Here is a 12525-nt window from a genome sequence, read left to right as displayed (position 1 = left end):
CTTGCTGCTCAGCGGGGGCCTCCTTCGGTACGCGTACCCCGCCGATCCTGCCAGCCGCGTCCGGCGTGCCCGTCACCGTCCCCGATCTCCGGTGATCCGGGCGTCACCCGAGGCCGCAGGCGCCCAGCGACTTCTCGTACCCCCGGAAGAACGACTCGCTGCGCTGCTCGGCGGTGCCGTGCGAGCCCTCGGCGAACCAGGGCTGGTCGGGGTCGTCGCCGACCGCCAGCAGCCCTTCCTTGAATTCCTCCAGGTCACCGTCCTCCAGCTCCAGCGCCCCGGAGCGCACGCTGTCCCCGAGGTACGCCCCGGCCATGCAGTCGGCCTGCAGCTCCTGCTGGATGGTGAAGTTGTAGCGGATGCCCAGCCGCACCTGCATGCCGTGGGCGTACTCGTGGCCGAGCAGGTAGAACAGGAACGCGTCGCCGATCTGCCGGAACGCCGCCACCGACCAGTTCACGTCGTAGGCGATGAAGTCGCCCGCCGAGCAGTAGACCGCGTTGTTGCGCGGCAGCCCCTGCCCGGCACAGGCCACCTCGCCCTCCCGGGTGTAGGGCACCACCCGCCGGATCGGGGTGAACCGCTCGCCGGAGGCGCGGAACTGTTCCGCCCAGTAGCGCTCGGCCAGCCGGACGGCGTCCTGGATGTCCTGCTTGAACTCGGCCACGCTCGTGGTGCCGTCCGCCCGGGTGGTCTGCGACTCGGGCTGCGCGCCGCGCGGGGGCGCGGGCTGCCGCGGCTCCCCCTCGTCGAAGCCGCCGGCCATGCAGCCGGCCGCCACCAGCGCGGCCACCACCAGTCCGGCGATCGGCCCGCGCCTCTGACGTCGCGCCCTGTCCCCCACCATGACCTCCCGGCTGTCGCACCCGTGTTCCCCAGCAGTACCCCCGGCAGCCGCCGGTGATGCTCACCGGCTCTCACGCACCACCGCCGGGAAACGTTCACCGGGCCGGTGACGGTACGGTTGGCGCCGTGGGCCGGCCGTACGCGGGAATCGTCTACTGGCGACGCAGCCTCTGGAACGGCACGCGTTGCGTACCGGTGCTGCTGACGCTCGACGAGGGTCGGCTGCGCGCCCGCGACCGGCGCGACGCGGAGGTGTTCGCCGCCCCCGCCGAGCGGGCCGAGGCCCGGGGAACGATCTTCGGCACGATGCTGCTCACCGTCGGTGGCAGCCGGTACGCCCTGGTCGCCGCGGGCGCCACCGTCTCACCCGCACCGAGCGCCGGACAGCTGCGGCAGCTGGACGAGTACGCGGTCCGCGCCGAGCCGGTCCCCGACCTCGCGTCCTGGTGGGAGGTGCTGGCGCGGGCCGGTGTGGCGGTGCGCTGACCGGACGGCGGTCAGTCCAGGCCGCGCATGATGTGCGGCTCGCCGTCGTCGTCGCCGAAGCAGCGGTGCAGCACCTGGGCACGGGCCCACAGGTCCAGGCTGCTCGGCGGCCCGGCCGGCGCGGCACCGGCGGGCGTGCTCAGCACGGGCGCCGGTTCCGGCGGGACCTGCGACGTCACCTCGTCGGTCATGTCCGCCCCTTTCGTCGTACCCATGCTCGCCCTCGGGCGTTTCCGCCACGTCAACGGGACGGCTCGGGCGTGGACGCGGCGCCTGGCCCGGCGTCGGCCCGTACTTTCGTGACGGTAGCCCTCCGGGCCGGCGAGCACAGCCGTATTCCAGACGTCGCCGCAGGCCGAGGCCGGGAAAGGGGTGGACCGGCACTTGCATCCGGTACCCCGGTACGGGCTTACCGTCGAGGCATGACCGATGACTCCTGGGTGCCCGACGCCTGCACCCTGCCCACCGACGACCGGCCGCTGCGGCTGGCCGAGTTCGACGGGCTGTTCCACGACGCGCTGCGCGGCGTCGACCGGCTCTCCGCCGGGCATCTGCGACTGCGCCTCGACGGCCGCGCCGAACCGGTCGCCCGCGATCTGATCGCCCGCGAGTCGGACTGCTGCTCCTTCTTCACGTTCGACCTCGCCCGCCCGGACACAGACGCGCTGACGCTCGACATCCGGGTCCCGGCGGGCCGTGTCGCCGTACTCGATGCCCTGGCCCGGCGGGCCACGGCCGCGCGGGGCCGGTGATGGGCGAGCCGGAGCTGCGCAGCGGCCGGCTCGCCGACGCGGCCGGGGTGAACGTGCAGACGCTGCGCTACTACGAACGGCGCGGGCTGCTCCCCGCGCCCCGGCGGTCGCCGGGCGGGCATCGCCTCTACCCGGCCGAGACGGTCACCCTGCTGCGGGTGGTGAAGGCCGCGCAACGTCTCGGCTTCACGCTCGCCGAGGTCACCGACCTACTCGCGGCCGGACGGCGCGACACCGGCCTGCGGGCCCGGGCCCGGGACAAGCTCGACGAGGTGGAGCGGCGGCTGGCGGACCTCGCCGTCGTCCGCGACACGCTCCGGGCCGCCGTCTCGGCCGGCTGCGACGACCTGGTCACCTGCGCCGGAAGCCCGCACTGCCCCCTGCCCTTCACCGGTCGCGACCACGGCCCCGCTACGGTCTGACGCATGACGGTCGCTCGTTCCATCCTGCTGTTCCTGCTGGCCGCGCTCGCCGAAATCGGCGGCGCCTGGCTGGTGTGGCAGGGCTGGCGGGAGAACCGCGGGCTGCTCTGGATCGCCGCCGGGGTGGTCGCGCTCGGCGCCTACGGGTTCGTGGCCACGTTCCAGCCGGACCCGAACTTCGGTCGCATCCTCGCCGCCTACGGCGGCGTGTTCGTCGCCGGGTCGCTCGCCTGGGGCATGCTGGTCGACAAGTTCCGGCCCGACCGCTACGACCTCGTCGGCGCGGCCATCTGCCTGGTCGGCGTCGCCGTCATCATGTACGCCCCACGCACGGGCTGACGTACCGACGCCTTCAGGCGTATCTCGATCGAGAACCGCATGGGCGAATCGTAGTACCGCCTGTCACCTCCGCCGGAGCGCCCGCCGGCCGACCGCTATTCGGCAGTGGCTGCGGAACGCCGGCCGGCCACCTTGGCGCCGCCGAACGCGACGAGCCAGGGCATCACCAGGAAGCCGCCGCAACCGATCACGATCAGCCACAGAGTCTCACCCGGTTCTCCCTGGTGCTCCGGTCCGGGCCACGTGAAGGCACTGCCGAGCAGCGACAACGCGTAGAACAGGACGATCACGATCGCGGCAGCCGCGCTGATCCGGCGGCTGCGTCGGCTGCCTCTGGCGCAGAACGCTCCGAGGACGAACATGACGATCGGGGCTAGGTACATACCGGATATGACGAGGATCGTGAAGTACGTCGCCCGGGGGCCGAGATCCGAGTCCGCCAACGGCGGCAGGCCGCCTCCGATCGCGCGGACGACACAGGAAAGGCCGGAGTTCGCCACTTTGGACTCCTCGCGCCGGGACGCTCACACGCCCTCGTTCCGTCAGTCTGACTGCCCCGGCCGAGCCGGCGACTGAACGGGCACCACAGCCGGACACAGATTATTGCGATCTGCGGGGTTCGATCGAAAACGTTCGGGAACTTCGATACGGACCACACGCCGGTCGCCGCCAGTCGGCGCCCGGCGCCACGTACGACCGAGAGGTGACACCCATGACGTTCCCCGCCCGGCTCGTCGGAGCCGCACTCGTCGGGACGCTCGCCGCCGGCGCGTCGGCGCTGGCCGCGGCCTCCACGGCAAGCGCGCAGGCCGAACCCTGCGTGCAGCGCATCGCCGTGGTGAACAACGCCGCCTTCGTGATGTCCTTCAGTGTCGCGGCGAGCAACGGTCTGGAGACGGCGAACACCGACAACTACCCGATCAACCAGTCGCGGACGATCGATCTCACCACCACCGCGCTGCCGGTCGGCGCCGACGTCCGGCCGGTGGTCGACGCGGTGGCCGGAGCGCAACGCACCCCGAGCAGCTTCGTGTCGTACTGCGAGAACGGGCAGACCGCGACGTACTCGGTGACCGGGACGACGTACGACTACTCGGTCACGCTGATCGGCTGATCGACGCGTCGATCCTTCGGGGCGTCCGCCATCCCGGCGGGCGCCCCGCGCTCGTACGCTACGTTGACCGAGTGCCCGTACCCCGGCTGATTCCCATCGCGCACGAGCCCGGCCACCGCGCGGACACCATCGGCCGCTACGACGACGGGCTGTTCCTCGCCTCGGCGTGGGACCACCACGCGTACGTGCACCTGTTCGACCACGACGGGACGTACCGGCGGTCGAGGATCACCCGGGTCCAGGATCGAGGCGCGCTGGCCGCGGCGCTCGGCGAACTGCTCGCGAGCCTGCCCGGCACGTCGTACGGCGACATCGCCGTACGACCGTTCCAGACCCGTCGGGACGGCGTCGTCTTCGGCCTGGTCGACGAGTCCGGCGACCGGGCGGGCGACGGCCGCCACGTCGACTGGGTCGAGCTGTATCCGGATCGCCTCGGATTCCACGAGCCGTGGGACGGGCTCTACGACACGTGACGGCCGGCGTTGTGGTCCGCACAGGTCGGAGCTCCGCCGACCGCTCGTCGACGGAGCCCGACCCGTTCGTACCGGTCAGGGTGCGAGGGAGAAGTCCGCCACGACACCCTTGTGGTCGGAGTTGGTGTCCCCGACGATGCGGTAGTCGGTCATCCACATGACCTGGGAGCTCTCGATCCGCTTCCAGAAGTAGATGTAGTCGATGTGCCGGTTCTTGTGCGTGCCGGTCCCCTTCTCGCCGTAGAGGTTGTAGACGGAGCGGAGGTTCGGCAGCTCGTTGGCCTCGAAGACCTTCCACGGGAACTTCTCGTACCCGCGGGCCTTGTCGGCGCTGAAGTCGACGTTGAGGTCGCCGCTGACGATGACCTGCCCCTCGGCCTTCTTCTCGCGGGCCAGCTCCTTGACCTCCGCGAACTGCTGCTCCGCGCACCGGGTACGCGGAAGGTCTTCCGGCCAGCCGTTGTTGTCGATACCGGCGACGGCGTGGAAGTTGATGTGGAACACGAACCGCCCGGTCGCCTTGTGCCGGTACTTGACCCAGTTGTTGTAGCGCGGCGGCGGTGGCTCGTCGGGGTTGGTGTCGCACACGAACTTCGACCCCTTGTCGACCACTTCGAACATGCTCTTCTTCGCCAGCAGGGCTTCACCGGCCGCGTGCACCGAAGTAGTCGGGGCGTAGAACGTCCAGCCGTTGTTTGCGGCCCAGTCCACCAGGAAGGCCCTGCGGGGACCCACCTCGTTGAGCGCGACCATGTCGGCCTTCGAGGTGATCAGGTTCAGGTCGTGGAGGAACGCCGGGTGGTCGAGCTCGTTCAAGATGTTCAGGTGGCCGGCCTGGAAGGTCGACGCCGCCGCGGCGGGTGAGACCGGCAGGAGGAGCGTCGCCACCGTGAGCGTGCTGATCAGGGCGACGGCGCGGCGGACGTTTCGGTAGGTTCTTCTCATCAATGGTCCTTCCTGTTGGAGGGCACACTGGACCGGCGCCGCCACTGTGGTGGCGGTCGCAGTCCGGTGACAATCGTTAGAGCTCCACCTTGAAGTCGGCATTGGAGCCGGAGCCGGTGATGACGAGACGCCCGGTCCGGCTCTTACGCCCCGAGCCGTCGTCGGCGAGGTAGTTCCACGTCACCCACGGCTTGCCGTCGCGGGCCCGGTAGACGTCCATCGCGCCCGGCCCGCGCTTGTTCCCCGGCAACGAGTACTTGCGCATGGTGTCGGGCAGGTGCGCGGCCGGACCCGAGTAGGAGAACCAGGCCCGATTCGGTCCGGGCATCGGCGCGCACAGGCCGTCGTCGATCCGGTCGCCGCAGAAGGCGATGCCGGTCGAGTAGTAGTTCTCCCGCCAGGCGTTGCCGGAGTAGAACAGATACCAGGAACCGTTGTGGTTGAACGCACTCGGGTTCTCGATCACGGCGACGCCGCTCGTGTCGCGGTACGTGACCCAGCTCAGATTGTCGCTGCGGAAGATGACGACCGGCTCGCTGTCGCGGTCGACGGTGCCGTTCGTGTTGAACTTCAACCTCATGACGGAGAGCGCCGACTCCTGCCCTTCGGCACGCTGCCCGTCCCGCCAGGTCATCCAGATCGCACCAGCGGGACCGGCGGTGACGTCCGCGTCCAGCGCCCACCGGCTGCCCTTGTCCGGGCAGGCGATCGGCAGGTCCTCGGCGATGAACCCGCCGTACGGGTTCTGGGAGCGAGCCACCCCGATGCACTTGCGGCCGTCGTCGTTCTTGCGGGTGGCCGTGTAGAAGAGGTAGTAGCGGCCGACCCCGTCCTTGACGTGGTAGAACGCCCCCGGCGTCCAGATCCCGGCGCCGGCCTCGACCCACGCCCCGCCGCCGCTCGGCATGGCGTCGCCGGCCACGGTCGGCGAGGTGCCGACGACGTTCCCGGAGCCGGAGACGGAGTACGGCACCTTGCGCCCGCCGCTGCTGGCCCCGTACGTGATGTACTTGTTGGAGCCGTCATGCAGGGCGATGGTGTCAGCGCCGGGGAACGGGAAGTCCTGCGACTCGTCGGCCGGGTCGACGGCGGCGGCGCCGGCGGAGGGCGCGGCGGCAGCGCCGGTCGTGGCCGCGACGGCCAGTGCCAGCCCTGCCACGAGCGCGCGGATGGTGACTCGCATGAGGCTCCTCTGAATCCGGGTCAGATCCTGAGGACAGATCAAACCATGTAAATACAACGATTACCAGAGGCTCGCGGAGGCGCCCGTTCCGGGCACGGCTCGACCGACCCAGCGGCCCGGTGGCGGGCCGGCCGGGTGTCGTAAACCTGTCAGTTCAGCTCGGGCCGGATGACGGCGTCACTCGGCCCTGAGCTGTCACCGGGTAGCGGTGGTGCGTCCGCGTCGAGAACGGTGGCGGCTGGGCGGCTGTCTTGCGGTCGGGTGGTGGCAGGGTCAGCGGCGGTGTTCGATGCGGTGGCGGGCGCGGGAGCGGGCGGCGGCGGCCGGGGTCGAGCCGGTGGCGCGGGCGGTGCGCAGGATGCCGGCGAGGGTGTCGGCGATGCCCTGAACCCGGGCGGTGGCCTGGGCGGAGGTTTCCTGGTGCAGTTCGACGGCAGTGGCGTGGATGATGCCGCCTGCGCTGACGATGATGTCCGGTGCCCAGAGGATGCCGTGCTGGTGCAGCAGGTCGGCGGTGGCCGGGGTGTCGAGTTGGTTGTTGGCCGGGCCGGCGATCGCGGCGCACCGCAGTGTCGGCACCGTGTGCGAGGTGAGCAGACCGCCGAGCGCGGCGGGGACGAGCACGTCCACGTCGGCGGTCAGGCAGTCCTGCGGGCTGGTCCAGGCGGCACCCGCGGCGTCGGCGAGCGTTCGTCTACCCTCGTCGATGTCGGCGGCCACCAGGGTCGCGCCGGCTTCGGCGAGCATGCGCAGTACGTGGCCGCCGACACGGCCGAGGCCGAGAACGGCGAAGCTGCGCGCGGACAGATCGGCTGACCCGAATCGCTCGGCGCACAGGGCATGCAGCGCGGCGAGGACGCCGACGGCGGTGTGTCCGGAGGAGTCGCCGCTGCCGCCGGCGTGCACCGGTCGGCAGAACGCATACGGGGTCCGCTCGGCGATCGTGACCATGTCGTCCGGTCCGGTTCCCACGTCCGGCCCGGTGGCATAGGCGCCGTCCAGGCCGGCGATCACGTCGCCCGCGTCATGCAGCACCGCCCGACGGGCGGCCGCGTCGAGTGTCCTGCCCGGGGGCAGGGCGACGACGGTCTTGCCGCCGCCGTTGGGCAGCCCGGCCAGCGCGCATTTGTCCGACATCGCGGCCGACAGCCGCAGCGCGTCGGTGAGCCCGTCACGCCAGTGCGGGTACTGCGCGACCCGGCAGCCGCCGATGGCCTGACCGAGCGCGGTGGAGTGCACCGCGACGACGATCGGCAGGCCGGACCGTACGCCCCGCCTGATGACGACGTGTTCGTGCATGGGCTCGGTGTCGAGGTGGGTCGCGACCATGATGGCTCCTGTCGTGCGCACGCCGGAACGGGATCGACAGTAGGCAGGTGGTTGGCGCCGACCAGCTCAAAGCGAACATCGTTCGGAGAAGATGACAGGATCCCGGTCGTGGACGAACTTGATTCGGCGATCATCGAGCACCTGCAGACACACGCGCGGCAGACCAACCGCGAACTGGCCCGCGCGGTCGGCATCGCGCCGTCCACCTGCCTGGAACGCGTGCGCGCACTGCGGGAACGCGGCGTGATCACCGGCTATCACGCCGAGATCAGCCTGGCCGCCCTCAACCGCGGCGTACAAGCATTGCTGCACGTGCAGGTCCGGCCCCTGAGCCGAACCGTCATCGACGGCTTCAAGAAATATGCGATGGAGCTGCCCGAGGTGTTGTCGGTGTACGTCGTGGCCGGCGGCGACGACTTCCTCGTCCACGTCGCCGTCCCCAGCGTCGACAGCCTGCACTCCTTCCTTATGGACAAGTTCAGCGGACGCCGCGAGATCGTCGGGTTCCGCAGCTCCGTCATCTACCAACACGCCCGAAAACAGGTCATCGAACCACTCGACCCGTAACGCGCGGCCCCAGGAGCGGGACAGCAGTGCGGCCCGCTGGCGTCCGCAGCCAGGTGAAGAAACATGACGCAAGGTGTCAGGTTTTGGGTGGAGCATGGGTGCATCGGTCGGCGCCGGTGAGAGGCGCCGACCACAGCGCAGACAGATGCGGAGAGACAAGGACCACCATGCGCGAAACCCCACAAGATCTCGAAGAGCTTCAAGCCCTCCTTGACGCCTCCCTCGCCGGCTCCACCTCCCACCTCCGCTCGATCATCAACACCGCGAGCACGCTGGACGCGGAGCAGCTCACCCAGGTCCTCACCGGCATGTGCACACTCGCTCTGTCCAGCGTGACGGCGAAGGGTGAGCCGCGGATCAGCGGTGTCGACGGGCACTTCCTGCGAGGCAAGTGGTACTTCGGCACGGCGCCCGACGCCGCCAAGGCGCGCCACCTCGCGACGCGGCCCGCCGTCAGCGCCGCGCACATGCGCGGTGAGGACCTCGGCGTCTTCACGCACGGCACGGTGGAGATCCTCAACCCCCGCAACGGCGACCAGGCCACGGACTGGCCGGACGTGCTCGCGTACTTGAAGGACTTCTACGGCGACGACCTCTTCGACTGGGACAACGAGGTGGTCTACTACCGGCTGCATCCGCACTGGATGACCGTCTATGCCCCGGACGTCGCAAAGCTCACCGTGGCGTCCCAGCCCTGATCCACGGCACGGGCCGACCGATGCGGCGGCCTGTTCGCTTCGGACAGGTCGACAGCATCCGGCGTCACTTGGCGTTGAACTGTCGCCGGGTGCCGGGCCAACCGGGCAAAGGGCACCCATCACCCGTGTGAGCTGCGCGAACATCAAGCATTGACCAGCATCGTTAGGCACCGCTGGTCGACGTTCCACGGCCTGGCGACGGCCTGACGCTGACCGCTGGTCTTCTTCATCCACGATGTCACACCCATCCGCAAGAATGGATGAAACCAACGACCAGAAGGGGCGCCATGGCATCGACCAAGCGGCAACGTCAGCGGGAGCGGAGAGCCCTCGGACTTCCCGGGCAAGCCATCGGGCCGGCTGCGGTCAACGCACCGCCAGAACGAACCAGGCGGCCGTGCGAAAGGTGCGGCGAAGGTTGCCGCACGGACAAGCCCGTCTACGGGTGGGTCTGCGCCAACTGCGTCTACGAGCTTGATCAGCACGTCACGATTCGCATGGGCCTGGCCGGAGGGACCGTCCAGAGCATCTACGAGGTCGCCAAGCGACGGGGTGAACTTCCGCCACCTGGCCCACGCGGTCCGGGCATCAACGTGCGCAAGCCCGCACTGCCGTTGAGACACACGGTTTAGGAAGGCGATTGCAGTTGCCGGACGTTCGGGCCTTCCGGCAGGGCAGCCACTCGATTCCTGTCCGGCCTGGTAGTTGATCATTCTGTGCATGTTCCCGATCTTGACGTCTAGAGCGTACTGACCGATCCAGACGACGTGTCCGCCTGTCGACTTGGACGCAGGAGTTCCGGCCGATCTGGCGCCTCCCGGCCAAACACGCCTAGGGTTGCGTTCAGGCATCATGATCGATGGCGTGAAGGTTGAAACCGTCGTCCAGCTCGGCTCGATTGCAGTTGCTGCACTTGGCCTCGTGACAACCATGCTTGCGCCGATCTTGTCGGGCAGGCTCGCTCATCGTCAAGCGCAGGCGACGGACTTACGGGCTCTCCGCATGGCTCTCTTCCTCGACATTGGCGAGTATGCAGAGGAGGCGTGGAGGAGGCTCAAGGCGCTTACCGCCTCGAACGAGGAGCATGACCGGAGTGGGCTCACCGACCTGGTACATCCACTTCGCCTCACCGCGCGGATCAGCTTGCTAGCACCCAGAGATGTACGGGATGCATGGCGTGACTTCCTAGAGGCAGAAGACCGGCTTCGCTGGGAGTGGTACGAAAACCCTGACGTTGACCCAGAAGGAACGATTTACGTCGACCCAGCAGACCCGGTGGCGCTTCGGACAGCAGAGGCTCTCCGGGGCCTTCAACAGTCACTGCGAGCCGCAGTGATCAATCCTGATAGGAGGGACTAGTAGACATAGCCCGGAAGAGGAATGCCTCTTGCTCAGTCGGCGCTTGACGGCCCGGTGGCGGACCAGGCGGCCCAGGCCCAGCCAAGCCGACCCCTCGGTTGTGAGTTGTGGGCGCTCTGTGCCGTCGAGTACGCGTCCGTCTGCCACCTCGGCGGTTGATCCGTCGCCGACTCTGCGCATCCGGTGACGTGTCGCCCCATAGCTGTCGGCGCTGCTGTCAGCTGCCCACCGGCGTTCATAGCCGGGCCCCTCCCCCGCGCAGCAACGGCTTGCGCCTTAGCCCGGTGTTCATCGAGGGCCGTTTGCGTGTGCGCCATACCATGCCGTCATGATTGAGCGCATCGCGGTCGTCAGCTCCACAGCGATCTCAATGATCGCACTCGCTGGCGTAGCTCTTTCTCTCCTGATGCAGCGAAAGCAAACGCGGATTAGCCAGGTGCAGGCCTCACGCACAATGCGCCTTGAACTTGTTAAGCCGGCGCTGGACGACCCAGAACTCTTGGCCGCGTGGGGCTATCGGGAAGAAACCCCTGCGGCCGAGGCTCGCCTACGTGCATATACGAACCTGGTATTCGCGTACCTACTCACAGCCTTCGACCTTGGCACCATCACCGAGCCAGAGCTTCGATCGGAAATGAGGCGCAAGTTCGAGAGCGGCAAAATCCGCGACTTTTGGAAGAACTCACGCCAGGCGTACCTAGAGCCGTCCTTTCAGTCCCGAGAGCGCTTGTTTGCTCGAATAGTAGACGACGCGTATAGAGCCGCACTTTCGGAACAGGTAGTCCGAGCTGGCACAGAGGGTGCTGATAACGAAGCGAACAACGCTCTTCGCAACCCCGGCGAGGGTCGATGACTGCAAAGCCTTCGGCGCATCTCCGTACGCTTGCCACGCCCGACAACTTCTTGACCCCAAGCAACGATCAAGACTCGCCACATGCCCTAACCTAAGCCCTGGGCTGGCATCCGCGTCCTTCATCGTCCAGGTGTACACGCCGTGATCGTCACCTATCTAGTCACTCGGCCTGGTTACCGCTCGTGCGCAGGCTGGGGCGCGTCTGCCGGACGAGGGCTCAGTACATGCTGCAGAACCTCGGGACTCGCTGCCAGGATGGCGACCTGTTCGCACGCCAAGCCAGAACGGGTGCCCCGGATTGAGATGGCCTCGATTGCGGCGCCCGAGTCGATCAGCTTCGCAAGAGTTCGCGCCTTTTGCTTGTTGACGTACGCGGCCATGTGCTTTCCCGTGGCGTCGTACACCGCCACCGCGTTTCGATCGTAGGGGTTTTCCGGCTCCCGAACGAGCCGCACCATTTCGCCGGGATGGAAGTTGCCAGCCCGGCAATCGGCCTGGTGGTGAGCTTCGCCGCGAAGCTGGGAAACGTAGATGCCTGCACGGGACAGTCTGCGATCCGTCGGTCCGACGAGAAGGCCGGTACTGTCCTCGCAGAGCCTCAAGACGTGCTCGCCGCCCGTGTCCCGGTACGGAATCAGGCGCAGCGTCGGTAGACCGTTCGCGCCGATGAACCGATCAGAGTTGCCGTCCTGAGGTGCATACCAACTATCCGGCGGGCCGTCGCGCTCTCCCGCCTGGCTCGGTACGGCATAGACCGGCGCAGGGGGGTGCGGAAGTCTCTGGCTCCCCTCGTTCGGCCCCGCGGTCTTCCGAAACAGCTTGTCCATGAAACCCATCGGCACACACTGTCAGTCGATGCCCCCGCCCTCCACCCATAGCTCCTGCCGTGTCGGATAGCCGACGGTCACGCGTCGGGCACGGTGACCGCTTCGGTGTGAAGGAATGATCGGCCGTCGATGAGCTGGGCGGCTAGCTGGCCCGAGCTGCCGGAACAGCCACCAACGTCCAGGGCGTCCCGCGCTGGCCGTCTCGGTCGTCACCCAGTTGGTCACCCAGCTCGGATGTCAGACGTTGAAGCGGAACCTAGACGTGCTCGTTCGTGACCTGCGGCGACCTGGTCGGCACGCTGGTCGCGCCCCGTCGTGGCTTGCCGCCGCTG

17 protein-coding genes are annotated in these 12525 nt (G+C 68.5%); 10 read left to right on the top strand and 7 right to left on the bottom strand.

The genetic code is table 11. The features are described 5' to 3' along the window. Positions 1-103 precede the first annotated feature (103 nt). A complete protein-coding gene (locus tag AB0D28_RS10475) occupies positions 104-844 on the bottom strand; it encodes a neutral zinc metallopeptidase (protein WP_357384642.1) in 741 nt (246 codons plus the stop codon). A 128-nt stretch (positions 845-972) separates the two neighbouring features. Here AB0D28_RS10475 and AB0D28_RS10470 point away from each other — a divergent pair, with 128 nt between their 5' ends. Further along, positions 973-1332 carry a hypothetical protein gene (locus AB0D28_RS10470; protein ID WP_357384327.1) on the top strand — a complete coding sequence of 120 codons (360 nt, stop codon included), beginning with the start codon at positions 973-975 and terminating at the stop codon, positions 1330-1332. Positions 1333-1343: 11 nt separating this feature from the next. Here AB0D28_RS10470 and AB0D28_RS10465 read toward each other — a convergent pair whose 3' ends face one another. Then, on the bottom strand, positions 1344-1523 hold the full coding sequence (locus AB0D28_RS10465) for a hypothetical protein (protein ID WP_357384325.1): 180 nt from the start codon (positions 1521-1523) through the stop codon (positions 1344-1346). A gap of 231 nt (positions 1524-1754) precedes the next feature. Between AB0D28_RS10465 and AB0D28_RS10460 the strand changes: the two genes are divergently transcribed. The 3 genes from AB0D28_RS10460 to AB0D28_RS10450 are packed head-to-tail and all read left to right on the top strand — an operon-like array spanning position 1755 to position 2845. After that, positions 1755-2084, top strand: coding sequence for a hypothetical protein (locus AB0D28_RS10460; protein WP_357384323.1), 330 nt, complete (start codon positions 1755-1757; stop codon positions 2082-2084). Continuing rightward, complete coding sequence (locus tag AB0D28_RS10455) at positions 2084-2506, top strand: MerR family transcriptional regulator (RefSeq protein WP_357384321.1); 423 nt, start codon at positions 2084-2086, stop codon at positions 2504-2506. Before AB0D28_RS10460 ends, AB0D28_RS10455 begins: the two co-directional genes overlap by 1 nt. 3 nt (positions 2507-2509) lie before the next feature. Continuing rightward, positions 2510-2845, top strand: a complete 336-nt coding sequence (locus AB0D28_RS10450; RefSeq protein ID WP_357384319.1) for a YnfA family protein — start codon at positions 2510-2512, stop codon at positions 2843-2845. 95 nt (positions 2846-2940) lie between these two features. Here the strand turns inward: AB0D28_RS10450 and AB0D28_RS10445 are convergent, their stop codons facing one another. After that, positions 2941-3345, bottom strand: a complete 405-nt coding sequence (locus tag AB0D28_RS10445; protein WP_357384317.1) for a hypothetical protein — start codon at positions 3343-3345, stop codon at positions 2941-2943. 212 nt (positions 3346-3557) lie between these two features. Here AB0D28_RS10445 and AB0D28_RS10440 point away from each other — a divergent pair, with 212 nt between their 5' ends. Continuing rightward, positions 3558-3959 carry a hypothetical protein gene (locus tag AB0D28_RS10440; RefSeq protein WP_357384315.1) on the top strand — a complete coding sequence of 134 codons (402 nt, stop codon included), beginning with the start codon at positions 3558-3560 and terminating at the stop codon, positions 3957-3959. A gap of 71 nt (positions 3960-4030) precedes the next feature. Next, positions 4031-4432 carry a hypothetical protein gene (locus AB0D28_RS10435; RefSeq protein WP_357384313.1) on the top strand — a complete coding sequence of 134 codons (402 nt, stop codon included), beginning with the start codon at positions 4031-4033 and terminating at the stop codon, positions 4430-4432. A gap of 75 nt (positions 4433-4507) precedes the next feature. Here the strand turns inward: AB0D28_RS10435 and AB0D28_RS10430 are convergent, their stop codons facing one another. The 3 genes from AB0D28_RS10430 to AB0D28_RS10420 form a co-directional block, all read right to left on the bottom strand. Next, a complete protein-coding gene (locus AB0D28_RS10430; RefSeq protein WP_357384311.1) occupies positions 4508-5377 on the bottom strand; it encodes an endonuclease/exonuclease/phosphatase family protein in 870 nt (289 codons plus the stop codon). 76 nt (positions 5378-5453) lie between these two features. After that, positions 5454-6560 carry a family 43 glycosylhydrolase gene (locus AB0D28_RS10425; protein ID WP_357384309.1) on the bottom strand — a complete coding sequence of 369 codons (1107 nt, stop codon included), beginning with the start codon at positions 6558-6560 and terminating at the stop codon, positions 5454-5456. Positions 6561-6833: 273 nt separating this feature from the next. Next, positions 6834-7889 (bottom strand): Glu/Leu/Phe/Val dehydrogenase dimerization domain-containing protein, encoded by a 1056-nt coding sequence (locus AB0D28_RS10420; protein WP_357384307.1) that lies wholly within the window; start codon positions 7887-7889, stop codon positions 6834-6836. Between the two features lie 108 nt (positions 7890-7997). On the opposite strand from AB0D28_RS10420, the gene AB0D28_RS10415 reads away from it, so the two are divergent. The 4 genes from AB0D28_RS10415 to AB0D28_RS10400 all read left to right on the top strand — a co-directional run bounded on the left by AB0D28_RS10415 (position 7998) and on the right by AB0D28_RS10400 (position 11366). Beyond that, positions 7998-8456: an Lrp/AsnC family transcriptional regulator gene (locus AB0D28_RS10415; protein ID WP_357384304.1), complete on the top strand. Its 459-nt coding sequence runs from the start codon at positions 7998-8000 to the stop codon at positions 8454-8456. A gap of 167 nt (positions 8457-8623) precedes the next feature. Further along, complete coding sequence (locus tag AB0D28_RS10410; RefSeq protein WP_357384302.1) at positions 8624-9154, top strand: pyridoxamine 5'-phosphate oxidase family protein; 531 nt, start codon at positions 8624-8626, stop codon at positions 9152-9154. Positions 9155-10018: 864 nt separating this feature from the next. Further along, the gene (locus AB0D28_RS10405) at positions 10019-10513 is read left to right on the top strand and encodes a hypothetical protein (RefSeq protein WP_357384300.1); all 495 of its coding nucleotides are present in this window, start codon (positions 10019-10021) and stop codon (positions 10511-10513) included. A 328-nt stretch (positions 10514-10841) separates the two neighbouring features. Further along, a complete protein-coding gene (locus AB0D28_RS10400; RefSeq protein ID WP_357384298.1) occupies positions 10842-11366 on the top strand; it encodes a DUF6082 family protein in 525 nt (174 codons plus the stop codon). 173 nt (positions 11367-11539) lie between these two features. Here the strand turns inward: AB0D28_RS10400 and AB0D28_RS10395 are convergent, their stop codons facing one another. Beyond that, a complete protein-coding gene (locus AB0D28_RS10395; RefSeq protein WP_357384296.1) occupies positions 11540-12202 on the bottom strand; it encodes an HIRAN domain-containing protein in 663 nt (220 codons plus the stop codon). Positions 12203-12525: the final 323 nt, after the last annotated feature.

The organism is Micromonospora sp. NPDC048169 (assembly GCF_040652815.1).
Classification (GTDB): Bacteria; Actinomycetota; Actinomycetes; order Mycobacteriales; family Micromonosporaceae; genus Micromonospora.
Note: the sequence above shows the minus strand (reverse complement) of the source record. Positions and strands in the feature narration are given on the sequence as shown.